23 protein-coding genes are annotated in these 19,329 nt (G+C 64.2%); 9 read left to right on the forward strand and 14 right to left on the reverse strand.

Annotation, left to right across the window (positions count from 1 at the left end):
• Positions 1-7: 7 nt before the first annotated feature.
• The 8 genes from Q7V31_RS16055 to Q7V31_RS16090 form a co-directional block, all read right to left on the reverse strand.
• Positions 8-220: a hypothetical protein gene (locus tag Q7V31_RS16055; RefSeq protein WP_304735755.1), complete on the reverse strand. Its 213-nt coding sequence runs from the start codon at positions 218-220 to the stop codon at positions 8-10.
• Entirely contained in the window at positions 217-1,434 is a 1,218-nt protein-coding gene (locus Q7V31_RS16060; RefSeq protein ID WP_304736037.1) for a protein rep, read from the reverse strand. Before Q7V31_RS16060 ends, Q7V31_RS16055 begins: the two co-directional genes overlap by 4 nt.
• 29 nt (positions 1,435-1,463) lie before the next feature.
• The gene (locus Q7V31_RS16065; RefSeq protein WP_304735757.1) at positions 1,464-1,697 is read right to left on the reverse strand and encodes a hypothetical protein; all 234 of its coding nucleotides are present in this window, start codon (positions 1,695-1,697) and stop codon (positions 1,464-1,466) included.
• Positions 1,698-1,702: 5 nt separating this feature from the next.
• Positions 1,703-1,885, reverse strand: a complete 183-nt coding sequence (locus tag Q7V31_RS16070) for a hypothetical protein (RefSeq protein WP_304735759.1) — start codon at positions 1,883-1,885, stop codon at positions 1,703-1,705.
• The gene (locus tag Q7V31_RS16075; protein WP_304735760.1) at positions 1,882-2,073 is read right to left on the reverse strand and encodes a hypothetical protein; all 192 of its coding nucleotides are present in this window, start codon (positions 2,071-2,073) and stop codon (positions 1,882-1,884) included. The genes Q7V31_RS16070 and Q7V31_RS16075 overlap by 4 nt, the downstream gene beginning before the upstream one ends.
• Complete coding sequence (locus Q7V31_RS16080) at positions 2,073-2,438, reverse strand: hypothetical protein (RefSeq protein WP_304735762.1); 366 nt, start codon at positions 2,436-2,438, stop codon at positions 2,073-2,075. Before Q7V31_RS16080 ends, Q7V31_RS16075 begins: the two co-directional genes overlap by 1 nt.
• 594 nt (positions 2,439-3,032) lie before the next feature.
• Positions 3,033-3,359, reverse strand: a complete 327-nt coding sequence (locus tag Q7V31_RS16085; RefSeq protein WP_304735765.1) for a ribonuclease E inhibitor RraB — start codon at positions 3,357-3,359, stop codon at positions 3,033-3,035.
• Between the two features lie 46 nt (positions 3,360-3,405).
• Positions 3,406-4,413 (reverse strand): SDR family NAD(P)-dependent oxidoreductase, encoded by a 1,008-nt coding sequence (locus Q7V31_RS16090; RefSeq protein WP_304735767.1) that lies wholly within the window; start codon positions 4,411-4,413, stop codon positions 3,406-3,408.
• A gap of 180 nt (positions 4,414-4,593) precedes the next feature.
• On the opposite strand from Q7V31_RS16090, the gene acsA reads away from it, so the two are divergent.
• Genes acsA through Q7V31_RS16120 form a run of 6 tightly spaced genes read left to right on the forward strand, consistent with a single transcriptional unit; the run spans position 4,594 to position 10,714 of the window.
• Entirely contained in the window at positions 4,594-6,354 is a 1,761-nt protein-coding gene (gene acsA, locus Q7V31_RS16095) for an acetate--CoA ligase (protein WP_304735770.1), read from the forward strand.
• The gene (pdhA, locus tag Q7V31_RS16100) at positions 6,351-7,346 is read left to right on the forward strand and encodes a pyruvate dehydrogenase (acetyl-transferring) E1 component subunit alpha (protein ID WP_304735772.1); all 996 of its coding nucleotides are present in this window, start codon (positions 6,351-6,353) and stop codon (positions 7,344-7,346) included. The genes acsA and pdhA overlap by 4 nt, the downstream gene beginning before the upstream one ends.
• The gene (locus Q7V31_RS16105) at positions 7,343-8,335 is read left to right on the forward strand and encodes an alpha-ketoacid dehydrogenase subunit beta (RefSeq protein ID WP_304735774.1); all 993 of its coding nucleotides are present in this window, start codon (positions 7,343-7,345) and stop codon (positions 8,333-8,335) included. Before pdhA ends, Q7V31_RS16105 begins: the two co-directional genes overlap by 4 nt.
• Positions 8,332-9,633 (forward strand): dihydrolipoamide acetyltransferase family protein, encoded by a 1,302-nt coding sequence (locus Q7V31_RS16110; RefSeq protein ID WP_304735776.1) that lies wholly within the window; start codon positions 8,332-8,334, stop codon positions 9,631-9,633. The genes Q7V31_RS16105 and Q7V31_RS16110 overlap by 4 nt, the downstream gene beginning before the upstream one ends.
• On the forward strand, positions 9,630-9,881 hold the full coding sequence (locus Q7V31_RS16115) for an acyl carrier protein (RefSeq protein WP_304735779.1): 252 nt from the start codon (positions 9,630-9,632) through the stop codon (positions 9,879-9,881). Before Q7V31_RS16110 ends, Q7V31_RS16115 begins: the two co-directional genes overlap by 4 nt.
• Before the next feature lie 56 nt (positions 9,882-9,937).
• Positions 9,938-10,714 (forward strand): glucose 1-dehydrogenase, encoded by a 777-nt coding sequence (locus tag Q7V31_RS16120; RefSeq protein WP_304735781.1) that lies wholly within the window; start codon positions 9,938-9,940, stop codon positions 10,712-10,714.
• A gap of 28 nt (positions 10,715-10,742) precedes the next feature.
• On the opposite strand, the gene Q7V31_RS16125 is transcribed toward Q7V31_RS16120, so the two are convergent.
• The 3 genes from Q7V31_RS16125 to Q7V31_RS16135 are packed head-to-tail and all read right to left on the reverse strand — an operon-like array spanning position 10,743 to position 13,448.
• Positions 10,743-11,444 (reverse strand): phosphoribosyltransferase, encoded by a 702-nt coding sequence (locus Q7V31_RS16125; protein WP_304735783.1) that lies wholly within the window; start codon positions 11,442-11,444, stop codon positions 10,743-10,745.
• A 1-nt stretch (position 11,445) separates the two neighbouring features.
• Positions 11,446-12,099 (reverse strand): dienelactone hydrolase family protein, encoded by a 654-nt coding sequence (locus tag Q7V31_RS16130; protein WP_304735784.1) that lies wholly within the window; start codon positions 12,097-12,099, stop codon positions 11,446-11,448.
• A gap of 5 nt (positions 12,100-12,104) precedes the next feature.
• Positions 12,105-13,448, reverse strand: a complete 1,344-nt coding sequence (locus tag Q7V31_RS16135) for an erythromycin esterase family protein (RefSeq protein WP_304735787.1) — start codon at positions 13,446-13,448, stop codon at positions 12,105-12,107.
• Positions 13,449-13,651: 203 nt separating this feature from the next.
• Between Q7V31_RS16135 and Q7V31_RS16140 the strand changes: the two genes are divergently transcribed.
• The 3 genes from Q7V31_RS16140 (at position 13,652) to mazG (ending at position 16,673) form a co-directional block, all read left to right on the forward strand.
• On the forward strand, positions 13,652-14,302 hold the full coding sequence (locus Q7V31_RS16140; RefSeq protein ID WP_304735790.1) for an MBL fold metallo-hydrolase: 651 nt from the start codon (positions 13,652-13,654) through the stop codon (positions 14,300-14,302).
• A gap of 133 nt (positions 14,303-14,435) precedes the next feature.
• Entirely contained in the window at positions 14,436-15,857 is a 1,422-nt protein-coding gene (locus Q7V31_RS16145) for an MFS transporter (protein WP_304735792.1), read from the forward strand.
• A gap of 12 nt (positions 15,858-15,869) precedes the next feature.
• Complete coding sequence (gene mazG / locus Q7V31_RS16150; protein WP_304735794.1) at positions 15,870-16,673, forward strand: nucleoside triphosphate pyrophosphohydrolase; 804 nt, start codon at positions 15,870-15,872, stop codon at positions 16,671-16,673.
• Here mazG and Q7V31_RS16155 read toward each other — a convergent pair.
• From Q7V31_RS16155 to hfq, 3 genes are read right to left on the reverse strand one after another with little or no spacing between them, the layout of a single operon-like run.
• Positions 16,670-17,500, reverse strand: a complete 831-nt coding sequence (locus Q7V31_RS16155) for an inositol monophosphatase family protein (protein ID WP_304735796.1) — start codon at positions 17,498-17,500, stop codon at positions 16,670-16,672. The genes mazG and Q7V31_RS16155 overlap by 4 nt on opposite strands.
• 8 nt (positions 17,501-17,508) lie before the next feature.
• On the reverse strand, positions 17,509-18,927 hold the full coding sequence (gene hflX, locus Q7V31_RS16160; protein WP_370690671.1) for a GTPase HflX: 1,419 nt from the start codon (positions 18,925-18,927) through the stop codon (positions 17,509-17,511).
• Between the two features lie 11 nt (positions 18,928-18,938).
• Complete coding sequence (hfq, locus tag Q7V31_RS16165; RefSeq protein ID WP_293510532.1) at positions 18,939-19,187, reverse strand: RNA chaperone Hfq; 249 nt, start codon at positions 19,185-19,187, stop codon at positions 18,939-18,941.
• Between the last annotated feature and the right edge of the window lie 142 nt (positions 19,188-19,329).

A 19,329-nucleotide genomic window follows, 5' to 3' on the forward strand; every position in this document is an offset into this window, starting at 1 on the left:
GATGATTTCACTTGCCATCGACATATCCGGTCGGTCGGCCGTCGCGCCAGCCTCTCGCTTGCCGGTTCGGACCCGGCTTCGGTTCGGCATGATGCTTGACGCGCGCCTCGCCCTTCGGCTTCGGTGCGGCCGTCGCGCGCGGTTTGGCCGGCGCTTTCGCCTTCGGCTTCGCCGCCGCTTTCGGCTTCGGCTTTGCCGTCTTTTTCGGCTTGCAGGTCATAGGTGTTTTTCCTTGTGGGCTTTGAGCGCGTCCATCACTTCGGCCATCGAGCCGAAGCCGCCGGGATCGAATGCGCGTTTTCTGGGTGCGGGCGGCGGGCGGTAATTCGGCGCGGGCATTTCGCGCGCGTCGAAATAGGATTGGCAGTCGTGTTGCGATAGCAAAAACTCGACGGCCTCAGTCCCGCCCTTGATCGCGGCGGAAAGAATGTCGGCCGTCAGTTTCAGGCGAACGACGCGGTTCCATGTGCCGCTGTCGAGTACGGCAACGCGGCCCGTTTGTTGCGCGATGATTTCGCCCGTCGCCGTGTCGATCACTTCGGAATGTTGGAAGCCCTCAAGCGCCAATTCTTCGTCGGGCGCTGCATCGCGCAGGCCGTACCACTCGCGAAGGCCGCGCGCATATGTCAGGTGGCGCGCACCTTTGAAGGCCGTGGCAAATTCGACAAAGAGCCGCCCTGCCCGCGCGTCATGCTCGCTCGCCTTGAGCAAGTCCCATACGCTTTGCCCGGCCGCGTCTTTCTGTGCGCCCTTGGCGATTTCCTGCCCCGCGCCCCACTTCGCGACATAGGCCGCGCCAGCGCCAGCCGATGACGCCTCGCGAAGATGGAAAGCCTTTCGGTTGCATGTTCCGCCGACGCGCCGCACCGCGCTTGACCATCGCGCCCATAGTGCGGCCTCTAGATCGTCCTGGCGCTTTTCGGACAGTGTGCCGCCTGTGAAAATCAGGACATGCAAATGGGGATGCCAGCCGCTTTTGCCGTGCGTCACTTCGAGCGCGCGCACTGTGCCGATGATGCCGAGATCGGCCTTGAGGCGCAGCCATGCGCCGCCCTGTTGCGCTTTTTCCCAAGCCCGCGTCACCTGCCAGCGCAGCCCTTCGGCCGACTGGAAAGCCATATGGCGAAGCGTGAGTGTCGCCATATACAATCCGCCGCCCGCCGCCATATGCGCTTCGGTCAGCGCCTCGACTTCAGCGGTTCGCCGCGTTGCGATTTTCGAGGCGCAGACCGGACACGTCCATATGCTTCCGCACGTCTCAACCCCGCGAAAATGCGCTCCGCCTTCCGGGTTAACCCATACCTCGACAGTCGGCCCTGTGCGGCGACGGCCGCAGCGTGAGACGCGGCCCGGCTCGCTTCGATCCGCCGCCGCGTCGAGAAGCTGCCCCGCCCGGTCGCGTAATTCGTGCCGCTCTTTCCGCAGATGCAGCACGTCCTCTGGAAAGTCTGTTTGCGTGTCTATCAAGGCGCGGCACCGGGCCGCTTGTGGTGGTCGAGAAAAACAACGTCGCGGACGCGCAACAGGATGATTTCACCGTCACAGTCCCACTTGTCAGCAATGCGGCGCGCCGCCGCGTCGTCGGCGGCCTCGATTGCCCGCACGTCATATTGCCGACCGTCTGCCGTCATATAGCGCGCGATGTAGAGCGACATTGCGCGCGATGAGGGAATGAAATTCATAGGATCGCGAAACATGCACATCACGCGCCGCCTTCCGGCAAGGTCAGCTCGCCGCGTCCGAACGTGTCGCGCATCCGCTGATAGTCGATCAGCAGCGACATGAGCGCGGCACGGTCGACGGTTGCCTTTTTCCCGCGACCGTTCGCTTTCTCGAATAGCTCTTCGAGTTGTGCGGCGGTGAGATCGAGCTTGAGCGCGGTCATTGCGCGCCGCCTTGCGGTTCGCGCGGGCGCGCATCGCCACACCAGTCGCCTACCGCAACAAGAGGCCATTGCGCGCCGCCATAGCTGTCAATGCGCGGCGCATTGCGGCGACACTCGCCAGACGTTGCGCCGGTCGCGAAATCGGAAAACTTGCAGAGGCCGCAGCCGAATTTGACGGGGCCGGACATTACCAGTCCCTCCCGCGTTGCATCGCGGCGAAGCGGCGCGAGCGCGCACGTTCTTCGGCCGTCTTTGCCGCCGCGAACTGGCGCGCAATCTCAAAGTTAAAGCGCGACGTGATGACCCATCGGCCTTCCGTCGGCCAATAGCACAGGGTTTGAACTTCCGCCGCATTGTCCGGGCGCTGTAGGCGCGCGAAAACATCGACGGCCGCCGCGCCGCATCGTCCGGCCGCTTCGGCGCGGTCGAATATCTCGGTTGCGTCCTCGATCAAGAGAACAGCGCCGGCCGCGCTCATATAGCGGATTTGTTTTTGGAAGGGTGGCGTATAGAGGGGCGCTGTCACGCCCGGCAATTCGTCAATTACGAGCATCGTTTTTCCCCGCGTTGCTCTGGCACCTGCCCCGCCTCGGCGGCGGCGGCGATGTCAGGGCTTTCCGGGGTACGGACAGATCATCGCCGCCACGCGCTTTCTGCGGGGGCATCAAGATCGCTCACACGTTCATTTGCCGTTCAAGTCGGCGCGGATACTGTGCCTCGACTCAAACGAGCCGCTGCCACGGGGGAAAATCGCTATGATTGGCCGTTATTTTCTTGCGCGCGAAAATCGCCGCGGATCTCCGATCGGAGATTGCACAGATCTAACCAGCTCGCGCCTGGCGCAGCTCGTATCCGGCAATCCGATGCCGCTAAATATGGCTTTACAGGCGATGCTCCGCACAAGGTCTAGACTTAGACCAAATCACTTGTGTTCAAATCGAGCGGAGGCACCATAAGCATTGTTCTGCCACCGTCAGGCCGCCGAAAAGTAACATCTATGTAAAATGGACTATATATTATCGGAGAAATGGATATGGTTGTGCGGGGGCGTGCCTCCTCTCCGGCCAAAGACGACAAACCGGAATTTTCCAGCTTCAAACGGTCCGGTTTCCAGCGTGCCGGTCGGCAAGCGCATTACCGCAACGAGTCAATGCACGGTTGGCCTGTCGCGCAGCACCTCTGCTTCCCAGCCATCGTATTGACCGCCAACCCTGGCAACCAAGGCCTCCATGGAACGACGCATCGAGAGCATCAACCGTTCCGTTGGCACCGCCTCGTGATGCACCAGCACGAGCCAGTTCACACCATCCGCTCCCGGACGCTCCTCGGTGTTGAAGCCGCGGGCCTGGAGTTCTTTCGCGACATCGACGGCAGCTTCACCGGTCGGCACATACAGGTAGTGACGAATGGGATGCGGTGCATCGCCGTCGGACAACGCGGCCAGCACGCGGACCGCCTTAGCGTCGTCATTCATGTCCTATCGTCTTTCCTGCACAGGATGCCGCCCCAGCCCACCCGACCTAACGTTTCAGGACCGCCTTGATCAGCGGGCCGTAAGGCGAACCGCCGAGCATTGCCAGTTGTTGCTGCGCCGACACCTCGTTGATGGGTTCCTGCGGGCGCGCAACCGGGTGCACGGCGCGCCGCAAGGGACGCTGGCCCGCCGGCATCGCAATGATCCCGGCGATCGCGCGCGGAATGTCCATTGGATCCGTGTCGCCGCCGCCTCCGCTTGCCACACCCATGGACGCTGTCATCTGCGGATAGGCGGCGAGCAATTCCTCCGGCGTCCGGGCCTTCAGCGCGGCCGACAGTGCAACGGAGTTTTCCCAGATCTTCGTCGGGTAGCCGCCGGGCTCGATGATCGTCACTTCGATGCCCTGCGTGACCGTCTCATAGGCGAGCTGCTCGCTGAGCGCCTCGAGCGCGAACTTGGTTGGCGAATATTGCGCGAGGCCCGGGACGATGAGGCGGCCCAGCTGGGACGAAATGTTGAAGACCTGCCCGGCGCCGGCCGCGCGCATGGCCGGAAGTACGGCGCGGATCATCCGTTGCGGACCGAAGACATTGGTGTCGAAGATCAGCTGCGTCGCTTCCATGTCCTGGACTTCGATCGGCCCGGAAAGCGCGATGCCGGCATTATTGACCAGAACATCGATCGATCCGCCGGCCGCCGCCAGCGCCTTCGCAACACCGGCCTCGACCTGCGCGTCCGAGGTCACGTCGATTTCGATCACGGTGATGTCGAGATCGTCGCTTGCCGCAAGCGCCATCAATTCGTCGGCCTCCGGACGCGGCAGATTGCGCATCGTGGCAAATACTTTTGCCCCCAGCCGCGCGTAATGCTCGGCACCGAGACGGCCAAAGCCCGAGGAACAGCCGGTAATGAGGATCGACTTGCCGGAAAGGTCCGGCGCGGTTGAATTTTCTTCAGCGCGCGCCTGAAAGCCGCCGGCTCCGACAGCGGTTGCCGCCAGCCCCGCGCCCATCATCAGGTGGCGACGGCTGATCTCGAATTTGCTCGGCATGGGAGACTCCTGTCCTTTTCGGCAGCCTAACGTCGCGAGACCGGCAGGTCACGCATAACAGGCGACCGCATATTGCGGCTCGGGTGACCTGCTGTCGCAGGCCGCGATGATGTGTTGATCGCAATCCGGCGACCGCCCATCATGGCCTCATATCGGGGCGTCGCCGCGAGGGAGATTCGAATGACAAAACATCCGATCATCCATCAGGCCCCATCGCCCGACCGACAACCCAATGTCGAGGACTATCCGGCACTGTGCGCCCGCTTTCGCTGGGCCGACGCGCAGGCCGAACTCGACGGGCTTCCCGGCGGCAAGCTCAATATCGCCCATGAAGCGGTGGACCGGCATGTACTGCATGGCGCCGGCGACAAGACGGCCATTCGCTGGATCGCGAAAGACGGCACGGTGCGGCCGATCAGCTATGCGGAGCTGAAGACGCAGAGCGACCGCTTCGCCACCCTGCTCCACCAGCTCGGCGTCGAGAGAGGCGAACGCGTTTTCTCGCTGCTGGGCCGCGTGCCCGAACTCTATGCCGCGGTGCTGGGAACGCTGAAGGCCGGCGCCGTCTACTCGCCGCTCTTCCCCGCCTTCGGCCCCGAGCCCGTGAAGGCGCGCATGCAGATCGGCGCCTGCCGCGTTCTGCTCACGACCGAGACTTTCTACAAGCGCAAGATCGTTCCCATTCGCCAGGAGCTTCCGGCGCTGCGGCATGTGCTGATCGTCGGCCCCATTTCCGAAGCGCTGCCGGACGATGTCCATTCCTTCGACGCGCTGATGGCGCAGGCAACCGACGGGCCCGGCATCGTGGCGACCGCGCCCGAGGACCCAGCGCTGCTGCATTTCACCAGCGGCACGACCGGCAAGCCGAAGGGCGCCATCCATGTTCATCAGGCCGTGCTTGCGCATCACATTTCCGGCAAGCTGGCGCTCGACCTGCATCCGGACGACATCGTCTGGTGCACCGCCGATCCCGGCTGGGTAACCGGGACTTCCTACGGGATCATCGCACCGCTGACGAACCAGACGACGATGATCGTCGACGAAGCCGAGTTCGACGCCGCGCGCTGGTATCAGATTTTGCAGGATCAGAAGGTTTCCGTCTGGTACAGCGCGCCGACGGCCATTCGCATGCTGATGCGGGCCGGCGCCGAACTGGCGTCGAAATACGATCTTTCGGCGCTGCGCTTTCTGGCCAGTGTCGGCGAGCCGCTGAATGCAGAGGCCGTGCTGTGGAGCCAGGACGTCTTCGGCCGCGCCTTTCACGACAATTGGTGGCAGACCGAAACCGGCGCGATCATGCTGGCGAATTATGCCACCGGCGATATCAAGCCCGGATCGATGGGCCGCCCCCTGCCCGGCATCACGGCCGGTATCGTGGAGCGCCTTCCCGATGGCGGCGTGCGGGAAATCACCGCGCCCGACACGCCGGGCGAACTGGCGCTGCGCAGCGGCTGGCCGTCGATGTTTCGCGGTTATCTCGACGAGGCGGAACGCTACCGGAAATGTTTCGCCGATGGCTGGTACCTGACCGAGGATCTCGCCAGCCGCGATGCAGACGGCTATTACTGGTTCGTCGGCCGTGCCGACGACATGATCAAGTCGGCTGGACATTTCATCGGACCCTTCGAGGTCGAAAGCGCCCTTGTGGAGCACCCTGCCGTCGCCGAAGCGGCCGCGATCGGCGTTCCCGACGACCGGGCCGGCGAAATCGTCAAGGCCTTCGTGACACTCCATCGCGGCTACACGGCCAGCGACGATCTCGAAAAGGAGATCATGGCGCATGCGCGCAAGACACTCGGGCCGGCCGTGGCGCCGCGCATCATCGCCATCGCCGAAAGCCTGCCCAAGACACGCAGCGGCAAGATCATGCGGCGCCTGTTGAAGGCGCGCGAGCTCGGGCTGCCCGAAGGCGACACGTCCACGCTGGAGGCATTCGCTTGACCGCCGGAAAAACCGAGGCGACGCATCCCCGTCTGACACGCGCGCATTGCCAGCATCTGCTGCAGCAGATGATCCGCATCCGCCGCTTCGAGGAGAAATGCGCCGAGCTCTATACGCAGGAGAAGATTCGCGGCTTCCTGCATCTCTATATCGGCGAGGAGGCGATCGCCGTCGGCGTGATGGATGCGCTGGAGGCGGACGATGCCGTTCTCGCCACCTATCGTGAACATGGGCATGCGCTGGCGCGCGGCCTGCCGATGAACAAGGTGATGGCGGAGATGTATGGCAAGCGCGACGGCAGCTCCGGCGGGCGCGGCGGGTCGATGCATATCTTCGATGCCGAGAAGCGGTTTGTCGGCGGCAACGCCATTGTCGGCGGCGGCCTGCCGCTGGCGGTGGGGCTCGCGCTTGCCGACCGGATGCAGGGCCGGGAGCGCGTGACGACCTGTTTCTTCGGCGAAGGCGCCGCCGCCGAGGGCGAGTTTCACGAAAGCATGAACCTCGCCACGCTGTGGAAACTGCCGGTGCTGTTCGTCTGCGAAAACAATTTCTATGCGATGGGCACAAGACTCGATCTCTCGGAATCGGAAACCGACATTCACGCCAAGGCGGCCAGCTATCGCATGCCCTCGGAAGCGGTCGACGGCATGAACATCGTCGAAGTGGAAGCCGCCGCGCGGCGCGCCGTGGCGACCGTGCGGGCCGGCGACGGGCCCTATTTCCTCGAATGCCGGACCTATCGATTCCGCGCCCATTCGATGTTCGATCCGCAGCTCTACCGCTCCAAGGACGAAGTCAAGGAACGGGAGAAGAAAGGACCGATCGTGCGCTTCCAGGGCTGGGTCCTCGATGCGGGCATTCTGCATCAGGCCGATATCGATGCGATCGAGGCCGACGTGGCGCAGGAAATCGACGCGGCAGTCGCCTTTGCCGAAGCGAGCGAGTGGGAAGCGATCGAGACGCTGCTCGATCATGTGGGGGCCGTGCCGTGAGCGAAGAGATCACCTATCGCGAGGCCGCGGGGGCTGCCATTCACGACGCCATGGCGGCGGACCCGCGCGTCTTCATCATGGGCGAGGATGTCGGCCATTATGGCGGCACCTATGCGGTGACCAAGGGACTGCTGGAGACGTTCGGTCCCGAACGGGTGCGCGATACGCCGCTTTCGGAGTCGGGCTTTACCGGCGCCGGCATCGGCGCGGCGATGGGCGGAATGCGGCCGATCGTCGAGATCATGACCGTCAATTTCAGCTTGCTGGCACTCGACCAGATCGTCAACAACGCAGCCACGCTGCGGCACATGTCGGGCGGGCAGTTCAACGTGCCGGTCGTGATCCGGATGGCGACCGGCGCCGGCCGGCAGCTGGCGGCCCAGCATTCGCACAGTCTCGAAAACTGGTATGCGCATGTGCCGGGGCTGCGTGTGCTGGCGCCCGCGACCGTGCAGGATGTCTATTCGATGCTGGCGCCGGCGCTCGAGGATCCGGATCCGGTGATCCTTTTCGAGCATGTGATGCTCTACAACCGGAAAGGAACGCTGGACCGCAGCGCCGCCGTCGATCTGCGCTCGGCCGCGATCCGTCGCGAAGGCCGCGACATCACACTGATCAGTTATGGCGGGAGCCTGTGGAAGACGCTGGAGGCCGCGGCGCTGCTGGCCGAAGACGGCATCGAGGCCGAAGTGGTCGATCTCAGGGTGCTGCGGCCGCTCGACGCGGATACCTTTCTGTCCTCTGTGCGGAAGACGCGGCGCGCGGTGATCGTTGATGAAGGCTGGCGGACCGGCAGCCTTGCCGCCGAGATTTCGGCACAGATCATGGAGGAGGTTTTCTGGGAGCTGGATGCGCCGGTGGGCCGGGTCTGTTCCGCCGAGGTACCGATCCCCTACCCGCGGCATCTGGAAGAAGCCGCGTTGCCGCAAGTGCCCGCCATCATTGCCGCCGCGCGCGCCGCGCTGGGCAAACAGGGGGAGCCCGCGTGAGCATTTTCAAGATGCCCTCACTCGGCGCCGACATGGATGACGGTGTGCTGGTCGAATGGGACGTCAAGCCCGGCGACCGGGTCAGCCGCGGCGATATCGTCGCCGTCGTCGAGACCCAGAAAGGCGCCATCGAGATCGAAATCTTCGAGAGCGGAACCATCACCCGCCTGCTCGCCGCGCCGGGCGACACAATCGCCGTCGGAGCGCCGCTGGCCGAGCTCGACGGCCCGGCGGCGACCGCCGGGGAAACAGAAGCGGCCAAGGCTGCGCCCGCACCGTCCGCGAAAGCGGCAGCGGAGCCGGCCGCGGAAACGCTGCCCGAACGACCGGCGGCCCCGACAATCGAAACGCCCGCCGTGGCGGCGACAGCGCGCGAGAAAACGGCGCCGGCCGTGGAAGCTGCACCGGCTGCAAAGGCCGCACCGGCCGGCCGGGTCCGGGCCTCTCCCGCCGCGCGGCAGCTCGCCGCCGAACGCGGCATCGATCTCGCCGGTATCCAGGGCACGGGCCCCGACGGTGCGGTGGTGCGCGACGACGTGGCCGGCGGGAAGGCGCCGCAACCCGCGCCGGGCGCGCGCCCGGCCGCCCCGACCAAAACAGCAGAGACGACGGGACCGGCGCGCCGCGGCTTCGACGTCGACGAAATGCGCAAGGCGATCGCCGCGGCCATGTCGCGCTCGAAGCGCGAGATTCCGCATTACTACCTCAGCCATACGATCGACATGCGCGTGGCCAGCGGCTGGCTCGACGAGCTCAATGCGCAGCGTCCGCCCGAAGAGCGGGTGCTGATCGGCATGCTGCTGCTCAAGGCCAGCGCGCTGGCGCTGACGCGGTTTCCCGAATTCAACGGGCGCTACGAGAACGAGGCCTTCGCGCCGGCCCCCGCCGTCCATATCGGCATGGCCGTGGCGATGCGCGGCGGCGGGCTGGTGGCGCCGGCGCTGCACGATGTCGACCGGCTGTCGCTGGAAGAGCTGATGGCCAAAGCGCGCGACCTGGTGGCGCGGGTGCGCAGCGGGCGGCTGCGCAGTTCGGAATTCACCGATGCCGGTATCACGGTCACCAGCCTCGGCGAGCGCGGCGTCGACACGGTCTTCGGCGTCATCTATCCGCCGCAGGTCGCGATTGTCGGTTTCGGTACGGTGGCCATGCGTGCCCTTGCGACCGAAAACGGCGTCGATGCGGTGCCGACCGTCTGCGCCACGCTGGCCGCCGATCATCGCGTCAGCGATGGCCGGCGCGGCGCGCTGTTTCTGCGTGAAATCGACAAACTGCTGCAGGTTCCGGAGGCATTGTGACGCGCGATCAGCTGAGACACATCTTCATCGAGGAACTGATGTCCATCGCGCCCGACATCGATCTCGACGGCGTGCCGGACACGGCCGATCTGCGCGATGCGGTGGATCTCGACTCCATGGACATCATGAATCTGCTGATCGCCCTGCATCAGCGGCTTGGCGTCGACATTCCGGAGGCCGATGCGATCAAGCTCACCACGCTTGGCGGCGCTGTGGCCTATCTTGCCGAAAGAAGCTCTGCGACATGATCAATCCGAAGCCGCATCGTGTCGTGCGGCATCACCCTTCAACCCGGGAGAAGCAGATGAGACGCGTGGATCAAAAGGTTTGCATCGTTACAGGTGGCGCCATGGGGCTCGGCGAAGCGACGGCGCGGCTGCTCGCCCGCGAGGGCGCCAAGGTCGTTCTGACCGACCTGAAGGATGCGGAAGGCGAAGCGGTGGCCGCCGGCATCCGCAAGGAAGGTGGCGACGCCCTCTACCTGCATCACGATGTCGCCGATGAAGGCGCATGGGAAGAAGTCATGAAACAGACCGTCGCCGCTCACGGACGGCTCGATGCTCTGGTCAACAATGCCGGCGTCGTCCGCGCCTGCGCGCCGCACGAGCAGACGCTCGAAAGCTGGCGCTGGCTGATGTCGATCAACCTCGACGGCGTCTTTCTCGGAACCAAGCACGCCATGCGGACGATGATGGCGGCCAATCCGGGTACGGGTTCGATCGTCAACCTGTCGTCAATCGCCGGGCTTGTCGGCATTGCCGAAGTCAGCGCCTATTGCGCCTCAAAGGGTGCCGTTTCGACCTACACCAAGGCCGTCGCGCTTTATTGCGGACGGGAGAAGCTCGGGATTCGCGTCAACTCGGTGCATCCGGCCTATATATGGACGCCGATGGTGGAGAACCATCTGAAGTCGCTGGGCGATCTCGAGGAAGGACGCAAGATGGCCGATGCGGCGCATCCGATCGGTCATGTCGGCGAGCCCGACGATGTTGCCTATGCCGTTCTCTACCTCGTGTCCGATGAGGCAAAGTTCGTCACCGGCGCTGAAACGGTCGTCGATGGCGGCTATACCGCACAGTAGCGGCGGTTGGACGGCATGCGGCCCGTTCTCACGCATTGTCCTGCCGGTTCTTGTTCCGCCAGGCCTTCGCCGCCTCCAGCAATTCCTCGACTTCGCTGTCTGAGGTCTGAGTGAAGTCCACATAGTGGAGACCGACGGCGCGAAACGGTTCCGGCATCGCGAGGCAGACGACCTCGTCCGCCAGCGCCTTCAATTCCTCGATGGTCTCCGACGGCGCCACCGGTACGGCCAGCACCAGCCGGGCCGGATGGCTCCGGCCAATGCCGCTCAGCGCCGCCTTGACCGTGCCGCCTGTGGCGATGCCATCGTCGACCACGATGACGACCCGGCCCTCGACATCGGCCGGCGGCGCGCCCTTCTTGTAGGCTTTCCGCCTGCGCTCGATCTCGTCGAGTTCCCGCGCCATCTGCGCGTTCACATAGGTGTCGCTGGCCTGCGTGAGTTGCGCGAGGCGCTCGTTCAGCACCAGTTGCGGATGCAGACCGTCGACCACGGCGCCGATCCCGAGTTCCGGCTGGCCCGGCGCGCCGATCTTGCGCACAAACAGAAGGTCGAGTTCGGCCTGGAATGCCTTCGCAATTTCGAAGGCAAGCGGCACGCCGCCGCGCGGCAGCGCAAGGATGACGGGATCTTCGTTCGCATATTTGCCCAAGGCCGCCGCAAGGCGCCGTCCGGCATCGCGGCGATCCTGAAACAGCCGACCATCGGCATCCGCGCGCATTGTCGGCATATCAATTCTCCGAAAGTGGCAGCAAATGAGCCAGAAACCAGCGGATCGCGTGATCCACGACCTGGTCGAGCGTTCCCGGTTCCTCGAACAGGTGTCCAGCACCGGGGACGATGACGAGTTCCTTCTCGGTCCGCAATTGCGCCAGGGCATCGCGGTTCATGCCGATCACCGGACCGTCGAGCCCGCCGACGATCAGCAGCACGGGCGCGCGCACATGCGCCAGCGCCGGACCGGCCAGATCGGGTCGCCCGCCACGCGAGACGACCGCCGCGACGCGCGCACCCGGCTCCGCCGCAGCCACGAGCGCGGCCCCGCCGCCGGTGCTGGCTCCGAAATAGCCGACGCTCAACCGGCAGGTGTCGGCTCGGGCCGCGGCCCAGTCGGTCGCCAGCAGCAGGCGGCCGGCAAGCAGCGGGATATCGAACACATTGCGGCGATCCCGTTCCTCAGCCGGTGTCAGCAAATCGAGCAGCAGCGTCGCCAGCCCGGCCTTACGCAAAGCAGCGGCGACATAGTTGTTGCGCGGGCTCAGGCGACCGCTGCCGCTGCCATGCGCGAAAATCACCAAACCCTTCGGGTTCTCCGGCAGACCCATTAATCCCTGAAGTCTCTGCGGTCCGATCTCGACGGTGCGTGGTTCGGATGCGGTGGTCATGTTCGTCAAAGCCCGAATGGATAGGTATCGGGCGCGCCACGTGGACGCCCAGCCGCCAGCGGCGTCACCGCCGTCGTTTCCTCGAACCAGACATAAGCATCGAACTGGTCGGCCAACACGGCCTCGAAATAGTGGCTGAGAAACTCGCTTTCGGGACGGTAGATCACGCCGATCGCCCGCTCGAGCATCGGCTCGCGCAAGGCTTCTGCCAGACCGCGCCGCGCCACGCCCCGCCAATCCGTCAGCGAACGGGAGACGCCTGTCTTACGGAAGGCATATTCATAGCTGTCGGTCCGCGCCGGCAGAACGCTCTTCAACTCCATCGGTGCGCCCCAATCGCTGGCTGCCGCTACGGTTCCGCGATCCGTTCCGAAGCCGATGGCCACCGCTCTGTCACCGAAGGCCGAGCGGCAGAGCTCGCCGATGTTGAATTCACCCTGCCAGCCCATGGATGTCGCCGACGCATTGCCGATATGGGAGTTATGCGCCCAGACAATTGCGCGCGCATCGGGACCGCGCGCCGCCATAAGCGCGGTCAGGGTGTCGAACATGTGGCGATCACGCAGATTCCACGACTCGGTCGAACCGCGATACATGATCCGATAATAGTGTTCGGCCGCAAGCACAACCCGCGCATTCTGCGCAGCATCGAACCAGGCCTCGCCGTCTTCGCGGACATAGTCGAGGCGGCGCGCGAGCATGTCCTTGAGCTGTCCGACCACATCCTCCTCGCAAGACTCCTTGCCCTGATAGAGGACCGCGCGACCATAATATGCCGGCTCGTCCTGCCAAGGTGTCAGGCAGCCGTAGCGCCGCCGCGCCAGCATCGCGGCCTCCGGATCGACGCGGTCCAGATAAGCGAGCACCGCATAAATGGATTCGCCGAGGCTGTAGACATCGAGACCATGGAATGAGACACGTGCCTCCGGCGCCCGCGTTTCGTTCCAGACGCGCAGCCAATCGGCAAAGGCCATGACTTCCCGGTTGCGCCACATCCAGACGGGAAAACGGGAGAAGGCCTCGCCTCGGCCCGGCCGCGCTGCATGATGGCGGACATAGCGATCGATATGTGCAGCGTCCGGCCAGTCGGCCTCGACGGCCACGATGTTGAAGCCATGATTCCGGACGAGTTCACGCGTGATGGCGGCGCGCGCATTGTAGAATTCAGCAGTTCCGTGCGATGCCTCTCCGAGCAGAATAACACGGGCGTCGGCGAACCGCGCAAAAGCCGCGCCAAACTCCTCCGCCTTCAGCGGCGACGGCAGCGGTTCGGCATGATGTCGGAGTACCTCCGTCAGCACCGGCTGGTGCGATTTCCTGTGTTCATGCGCAGTACGAAAATCGGCCATGACGACGAGCGCTCTCTCCCGATTTCATCCGGCATAATGTCCGGCGGCCGCGAACCTGTCCAGCGGTGCCAGTGTCGCAGCTTCACATTGCGGGACGTACCGCGTCCGGACCGGCGCGACGAAAGCCGCACCGACCGGTTGGACAAGAAGAAACGCTGCCCCTACCCTGCGGGCATCGACATTGCCATTCCGAGAGTTTTCCCATGAGTCTCAAAGCTGCCATTCTTCCCGTGACGCCGTTCCAGCAGAATTGCACGCTGATCTGGAACGACGAAAACATGCGCGGCGCCGTCAGCGATCCCGGCGGAGATCTGGCGCGGATCAAGGCGGCGGCGACCGAGGCCGGCGTCGCCATCGAGAAGATCCTGCTGACGCATGGCCATCTCGATCATGCGGCGGCGGCCGGCGATCTGGCGCGCGAACTCGGCGTGCCGATCGAGGGGCCGCACAAGAACGACCTCTTTCTCATCGAAGCGCTGCCGCGCCAGGCGGCACAATACGGCTTTCCGCCGGTCAGCGCCTTCCTGCCCGACCGCTGGCTCGAAAATGGCGACACGGTGGAGGTCGCCGGCCTCACCTTCGATGTGCGCCACTGCCCCGGCCACACGCCCGGGCATGTGATCTTCTTCCATGAACCGTCGCGGTTGGCCCTTGTCGGCGATGTGCTGTTCCAGGGTTCGATCGGGCGAACCGATCTGCCACGTGGCGACCATGGCGCACTCGTTCAATCAATCCGAGAGCGATTGTGGCCTCTTGGCGACGATGTGACCTTCGTGCCGGGGCACGGGCCGCTTTCAACCTTCGGCGCCGAGCGGCGGAGCAACCCTTTCGTCGCCGACGAGAATTTCGCCTGAACAAAGCCTCGGCCGCAGCCGGAAACGATGGACAAATGCACAGCAATCGGGTTCTTTTGCCGGACTGACAATTCGTCAACAAGAATGTCCATAAAGGACGCGGAGCGATTTGGCCACCGGCCAGGGGAAGCGAATGCAACAACAGAAGAAGGTCACGCGATGGCAAATCGGCGCCTTCGCCCTACCCTCGATTCCGATGGCGGCGCTGGGCCTGCCGATTGTCGTTTATCTGCCGCCCTTTTATGGCCACGACATGGGACTTGGCCTCACCGTTGCCGGCACGATTTTCATGCTGGCACGGTTCTGGGATGTGTTCACCGACCCGGTGCTGGGCATGGTGTCGGACCGCTATCCCAGCCGCTGGGGACGGCGGCGGCACTGGATCGTGCTGTCGACGCCGATCCTGCTGGTTGCCGGCTATATGCTGTTCATGCCGTCGCCGCCCGTGACCTGGGTCTATCTGGCGACATGGATGTTCGTGCTCTATATCGGCTGGACGCTGCTGACCATTTCGCACATGTCGTGGGGCGCCGAGCTTTCGGCCGAGTACGACGAACGCTCGACCATTCAAGGCGTGCGCGAATTCCTGCTGATCCTCGGCATGTTCGCCGTGCTGGCACTGCCGGCGATCATCGAGGGCATGTCGGAAGACGGCGCCGGCGGGCGTGAAAAAGTTGCCGCGATGGGCTGGTTCATCCTGATCCTGCTGCCGATCACCGTCGGGCTCGCGGTCTGGCTGGCGCCCGAACACAAGAGCGCGCCGCAGGCGCAAATCCCGTGGCAGAAGGCCTGGGGCATCATCGCGCGCAACCGGCTGTTGCAGCGGGTTCTGGTGGCCGATCTGCTGGTCAATATCGCGCCGGCAATCACGGGCTCGCTCTATATATTCTTCGCGGCCTATGTGATGGAACTACCGCGTTATGCGAGCCTGCTGCTGCTGGTCTATTTCATTTTCGGCTTTGTCGGCATTCCGTTCTGGATCCGCCTCAGCCATATGGCCGGCAAGCACAAGACGCTCGCCATTGCGATGGTCTATGGCTCGGTGGCGCTGCCGCTTGTCATCTTCTTTCCGCGCGGCGAATTCTGGTGGCTCTTTATCGGCAACTCGCTTTACGGCATTGCTTATGGCGCCGGCTCCTTCCTGCTGCGCTCGATCATGGCCGATGTGATCGACACCGATTATCTGGAGACTGGGCAGCGGCGCACCGGGCTTTACTATTCGCTGCTGACAATGACCGCCAAGATCGGCGCGGCGCTGGCGGTGGGCATCACCTATCCCCTGCTCGATCTTATCGGCTTCACGCCCGGCGGTGGCAATTCGCCGGAGACGCTCGACAAGTTCATGGCGATGTATGTGACGCTGCCGGCGATCACGATGCTGGTGGCGGCCTCCGTGATGTGGGGCTTCCCGCTCGACCGAAAGGCGCAGGAGAATTTGCGCGATCGCATTCGCGCCATCGAAGGTGAACACAAGTCGCATGCCGCAAGCGATGCCGCGGCGGCCGTGGTGCAGGTCGGTTCGGCCGGCGGTATTGTCGACCGCAGCGGCGACTAGAGGGGGGACTTCTTGGCCGAGGAAACAGGTGCCATCGACCGGCTGCTTTCGATCATGGTGCGGCTGCGCGACCCGACAAGCGGCTGCCCTTGGGATCTCGAACAGAATTTTTCCTCGATCGCGCCCTATACGATTGAGGAAGCCTATGAGGTGGCCGACGCGATCGAGCGCGGCGACATCGAAGAGATCAAGGACGAACTTGGCGACCTGCTGTTGCAGGTGGTGTTCCATGCGCAGATGGCCGCCGAACAAGGCGCGTTCGATTTCGAGGATGTAGCGGCGGCGATTTCCGACAAAATGGTGCGGCGGCATCCGCATGTGTTCGGCGACGAGAGGCAGCGCGCGGCCGGCGCCGTCAAGGTCCGGTGGGAAGAGATCAAGGCCGCGGAGCGCGCCGCCAAAGGCGGAGCAGCGGCCAGCATTCTCGACGATGTGCCGCTCGCGCTACCGGCGCTTTCGCGCGCGGTCAAACTGCAGAACCGCGCGGCGCGAGTCGGTTTCGACTGGCCGGAAACGCGGATGGTGATCGACAAGCTCAACGAGGAAATGCTGGAACTGTCGGCGGAGGTCGCCAAGGGCGGCGATGCCGACCGGCTGGAAGACGAGATGGGCGATCTGCTGTTTGTCTATGCCAATCTGGCGCGGCATCTGAAAATCGATCCGGAAGCGGCGCTCCGGCGCGCCAACGCCAAGTTCCGCCGCCGCTTCGGTCGGATCGAAGAGAAGCTTGCGGCGCAGGGGCGGACGCCCGCGCAATCGACGCTGGAGGAAATGGACGCGCTGTGGGATGAGGCGAAAGGCGAAGAGCGACGCTAGAGGTGGGCGCGCAACGCGCGGATTTGCGCCGCTGTTTCCTGCCAACTCTGCTCGTCGCGGGCCAAAAGATGCGGCCCTTTCAGGATCCGTGGCGCATAATCGAGGCCTGTCTCGATGTCGCGTACCACACCACCCGCCTCACGCAGGATCAACGTGCCCGGCACATGATCCCAGGGCAGCATACGAAAATAGGTGACGAAATCGTGGTGGCCGCGCGCAATCGACGTGTAGTCGAAGGCCGAGCAGAGATTTGATTCCTTGCGGCCGATGGCGTCGGCATGGCGTTCGATGGAGTTCTTCCAATCCTCCGGCATGAAGCGGACATAAAAGCTCGCCGATTGATCGGCACGGTCCGGCGCCGCGCGGCCCGAAGCCATGCGCTCCGTCGCGCCGCCCGATGTCCAGAAGGCGCCGGCACCCTGCTCGGCAACCGCGATTTCATCCGTTACCGGAAGATATATCCAGGCGTGGGTCGTCTCGCCTCTCTCGACCAGCGACACCATGACGCCGAAGGTTTCGCGGCCGGCAACGAAGTTTCCGGTGCCGTCGACGGGATCGACCGTCCAGAGCGCCCTGTCGTCCGAGAGACGCTCGAGCAGGGACGGATCGGCGGCGGCGGCTTCCTCGCCCAGCACATGCGAACCGGCCACCAGCGCCTCAAGGCGGGGCGTCAGCCAGATTTCCGAGGCGCGGTCGGCGATCGTCACCAGATCGCCCTTTGACTTTTCCTCGACATCGCCTTCCGCCAGGGCGCGGAAACGCGGCATGATTTCGCGTGCCGCCACTTCCCGCATCAAGGCGGCGACCTGTTCTGTGAGGATGGACATTCTATGCGTTACTCAACCGCTTCGATCTTGTCGATCGCGGCTTCGCCGAGGCGACGCGCCAGCGCCGGAAAGCGCTTTTCAAACCGACCGGTCATCATTGGTGTCATACCGATTTCGAGGTGGACAATGCCGTCCTCGCCATCCTCGCGCTTGCGCACATGCGCATTGGCGTGCAGCCAGGCCATGGCCTCGCCCTCGCCCGCCGGTATGTCGAGTGTTACACCGCGTTCGTCGTCGACAATCAGGCTGTCGATCAGTTTCAGCAGGTCATCGACGCCCTGCCCCGTCAGCGCCGAGACGGCAACGGAAAGCGGTTCGCGCGATGCCGCGTTGACCGCGGCGGCCCCTTCCTCGTCCAGGAGGTCGATCTTGTTCAGCACATCGACAATGTGCTGACCGCCGGCGGTGGCCGACTCCTTCGTCACGCCGAGCGAGGCGAGCACCTGCTCGACATCCTTTTTCTGGAGCGCGGTTTCCTCATGCGCGGCATCGCGGACATGGAGGATGACTTCAGCTTCCAGCACTTCTTCGAGCGTGGCGCGGAAGGCCGCAACAAGATGCGTCGGCAATTCGGAAATGAAGCCGACCGTGTCGGAGAGGATGATCTTGCGGCCGCTCGGCAGGACGAGCGCCCGCATGGTCGGGTCGAGGGTGGCGAAGAGCAGGTTTTCGGCGAAGACGCCGGCTTCGGTCAGGCGATTGAAAAGCGTCGACTTGCCGGCATTGGTGTAGCCGACCAGGGCAACGACCGGATAAGGCGCCTCGCGGCGCTTCTTGCGATGCAGTTCGCGCGTGCGCTTGACCGTTTCGAGCTGGTGTTCGAGCTTGGCGATGCGTTCCTGGATCAGGCGGCGGTCGGCTTCGATCTGGGTTTCGCCGGGACCGCCGAGAAAACCGAAACCGCCGCGCTGGCGCTCGAGATGGGTCCAGCTGCGGACGAGGCGGGTTTTCTGGTAGTTCAGATGTGCCAGCTCGACCTGCAGCGTGCCTTCGCGGGTTCCGGCACGCTCGCCGAAGATTTCGAGGATGAGGCCGGTGCGGTCGAGCACCTTCAGGTTCCAGGCCTTTTCGAGATTGCGCTGCTGACCGGGGCCGAGCGGGCCGTCGACAACAACGAGTTCGACGCGTAGCTCGGCGAGCTGGCCTTTCAGCTCCTCAACCTTGCCTTGACCGAACAGGGTGGCGGGCCGTGGCGTGGCAAGGGGTATGACGGCGCTGCCGACCACGTCGAGCGCGATGGCTGCTGCCAGCCCAACCGCCTCATCGAGGCGGGATTCAGGCGAGCGCGGGGATTTGCCTTCGCCTTTCGGGCGGGATTTCAGCCAGGGGACCAATACAAATGTCCGCGTCGGTTCTTTCGGCTTGTTGCCGGAACCGCGTTCGACGCGTTTGCGTCCGCTATGGCCGATCTCTGTTTCGTCGTTCAATCTTGCTCTCTTCAGGCCTCCTCGCCGTTCGTTTCAGGCTCGAATAGCTGAACGGGCTGGGCCGGCATGATGGTCGATATGGCGTGCTTATACACGAGCTGCGAATGGCCGTCCCGGCGGAGCAACACACAAAAGTTGTCGAACCAGGTGACGACGCCCTGAAGCTTGACACCATTGACCAGGAAGATGGTCAGCGTTGTCTTGTTCTTGCGAACATGGTTCAGGAAGGTGTCCTGGAGGTTATGGGTCTTCTCGTTCATGGGTAAACCCCATTTATCAGGCTGGTGGGGCCGGGCCTGCGCCGCGCGGACCGGCTTTTTGTTGGCACCCGGCCGGGGAATGGCGCGGGGCTGCGGCTCTCACACATACAGTCGAGTGTTTCAATTCATGCTGCAAGTGCGA

The organism is Parvibaculum sp. (assembly GCF_030651915.1).
GTDB lineage: Bacteria > Pseudomonadota > Alphaproteobacteria > Parvibaculales > Parvibaculaceae > Parvibaculum.

Bases quoted from the DNA above. Each gene is read 5' to 3' on its own strand.
- Q7V31_RS16055 (WP_304735755.1), bottom strand. From the start codon at position 220: ATGACCTGCAAGCCGAAAAAGACGGCAAAGCCGAAGCCGAAAGCGGCG.
- Q7V31_RS16065 (WP_304735757.1), bottom strand. From the start codon at position 1,697: ATGTTTCGCGATCCTATGAATTTCATTCCCTCATCGCGCGCAATGTCG.
- Q7V31_RS16070 (WP_304735759.1), bottom strand. From the start codon at position 1,885: ATGACCGCGCTCAAGCTCGATCTCACCGCCGCACAACTCGAAGAGCTA.
- Q7V31_RS16075 (WP_304735760.1), bottom strand. From the start codon at position 2,073: ATGTCCGGCCCCGTCAAATTCGGCTGCGGCCTCTGCAAGTTTTCCGAT.
- Q7V31_RS16080 (WP_304735762.1), bottom strand. From the start codon at position 2,438: ATGCTCGTAATTGACGAATTGCCGGGCGTGACAGCGCCCCTCTATACG.
- Q7V31_RS16085 (WP_304735765.1), bottom strand. From the start codon at position 3,359: ATGAATGACGACGCTAAGGCGGTCCGCGTGCTGGCCGCGTTGTCCGAC.
- Q7V31_RS16090 (WP_304735767.1), bottom strand. From the start codon at position 4,413: ATGCCGAGCAAATTCGAGATCAGCCGTCGCCACCTGATGATGGGCGCG.
- acsA (WP_304735770.1), top strand. From the start codon at position 4,594: ATGACAAAACATCCGATCATCCATCAGGCCCCATCGCCCGACCGACAA.
- Q7V31_RS16120 (WP_304735781.1), top strand. From the start codon at position 9,938: ATGAGACGCGTGGATCAAAAGGTTTGCATCGTTACAGGTGGCGCCATG.
- Q7V31_RS16125 (WP_304735783.1), bottom strand. From the start codon at position 11,444: ATGCCGACAATGCGCGCGGATGCCGATGGTCGGCTGTTTCAGGATCGC.
- Q7V31_RS16130 (WP_304735784.1), bottom strand. From the start codon at position 12,099: ATGACCACCGCATCCGAACCACGCACCGTCGAGATCGGACCGCAGAGA.
- Q7V31_RS16135 (WP_304735787.1), bottom strand. From the start codon at position 13,448: ATGGCCGATTTTCGTACTGCGCATGAACACAGGAAATCGCACCAGCCG.
- Q7V31_RS16140 (WP_304735790.1), top strand. From the start codon at position 13,652: ATGAGTCTCAAAGCTGCCATTCTTCCCGTGACGCCGTTCCAGCAGAAT.
- Q7V31_RS16145 (WP_304735792.1), top strand. From the start codon at position 14,436: ATGCAACAACAGAAGAAGGTCACGCGATGGCAAATCGGCGCCTTCGCC.
- Q7V31_RS16155 (WP_304735796.1), bottom strand. From the start codon at position 17,500: ATGTCCATCCTCACAGAACAGGTCGCCGCCTTGATGCGGGAAGTGGCG.
- hfq (WP_293510532.1), bottom strand. From the start codon at position 19,187: ATGAACGAGAAGACCCATAACCTCCAGGACACCTTCCTGAACCATGTT.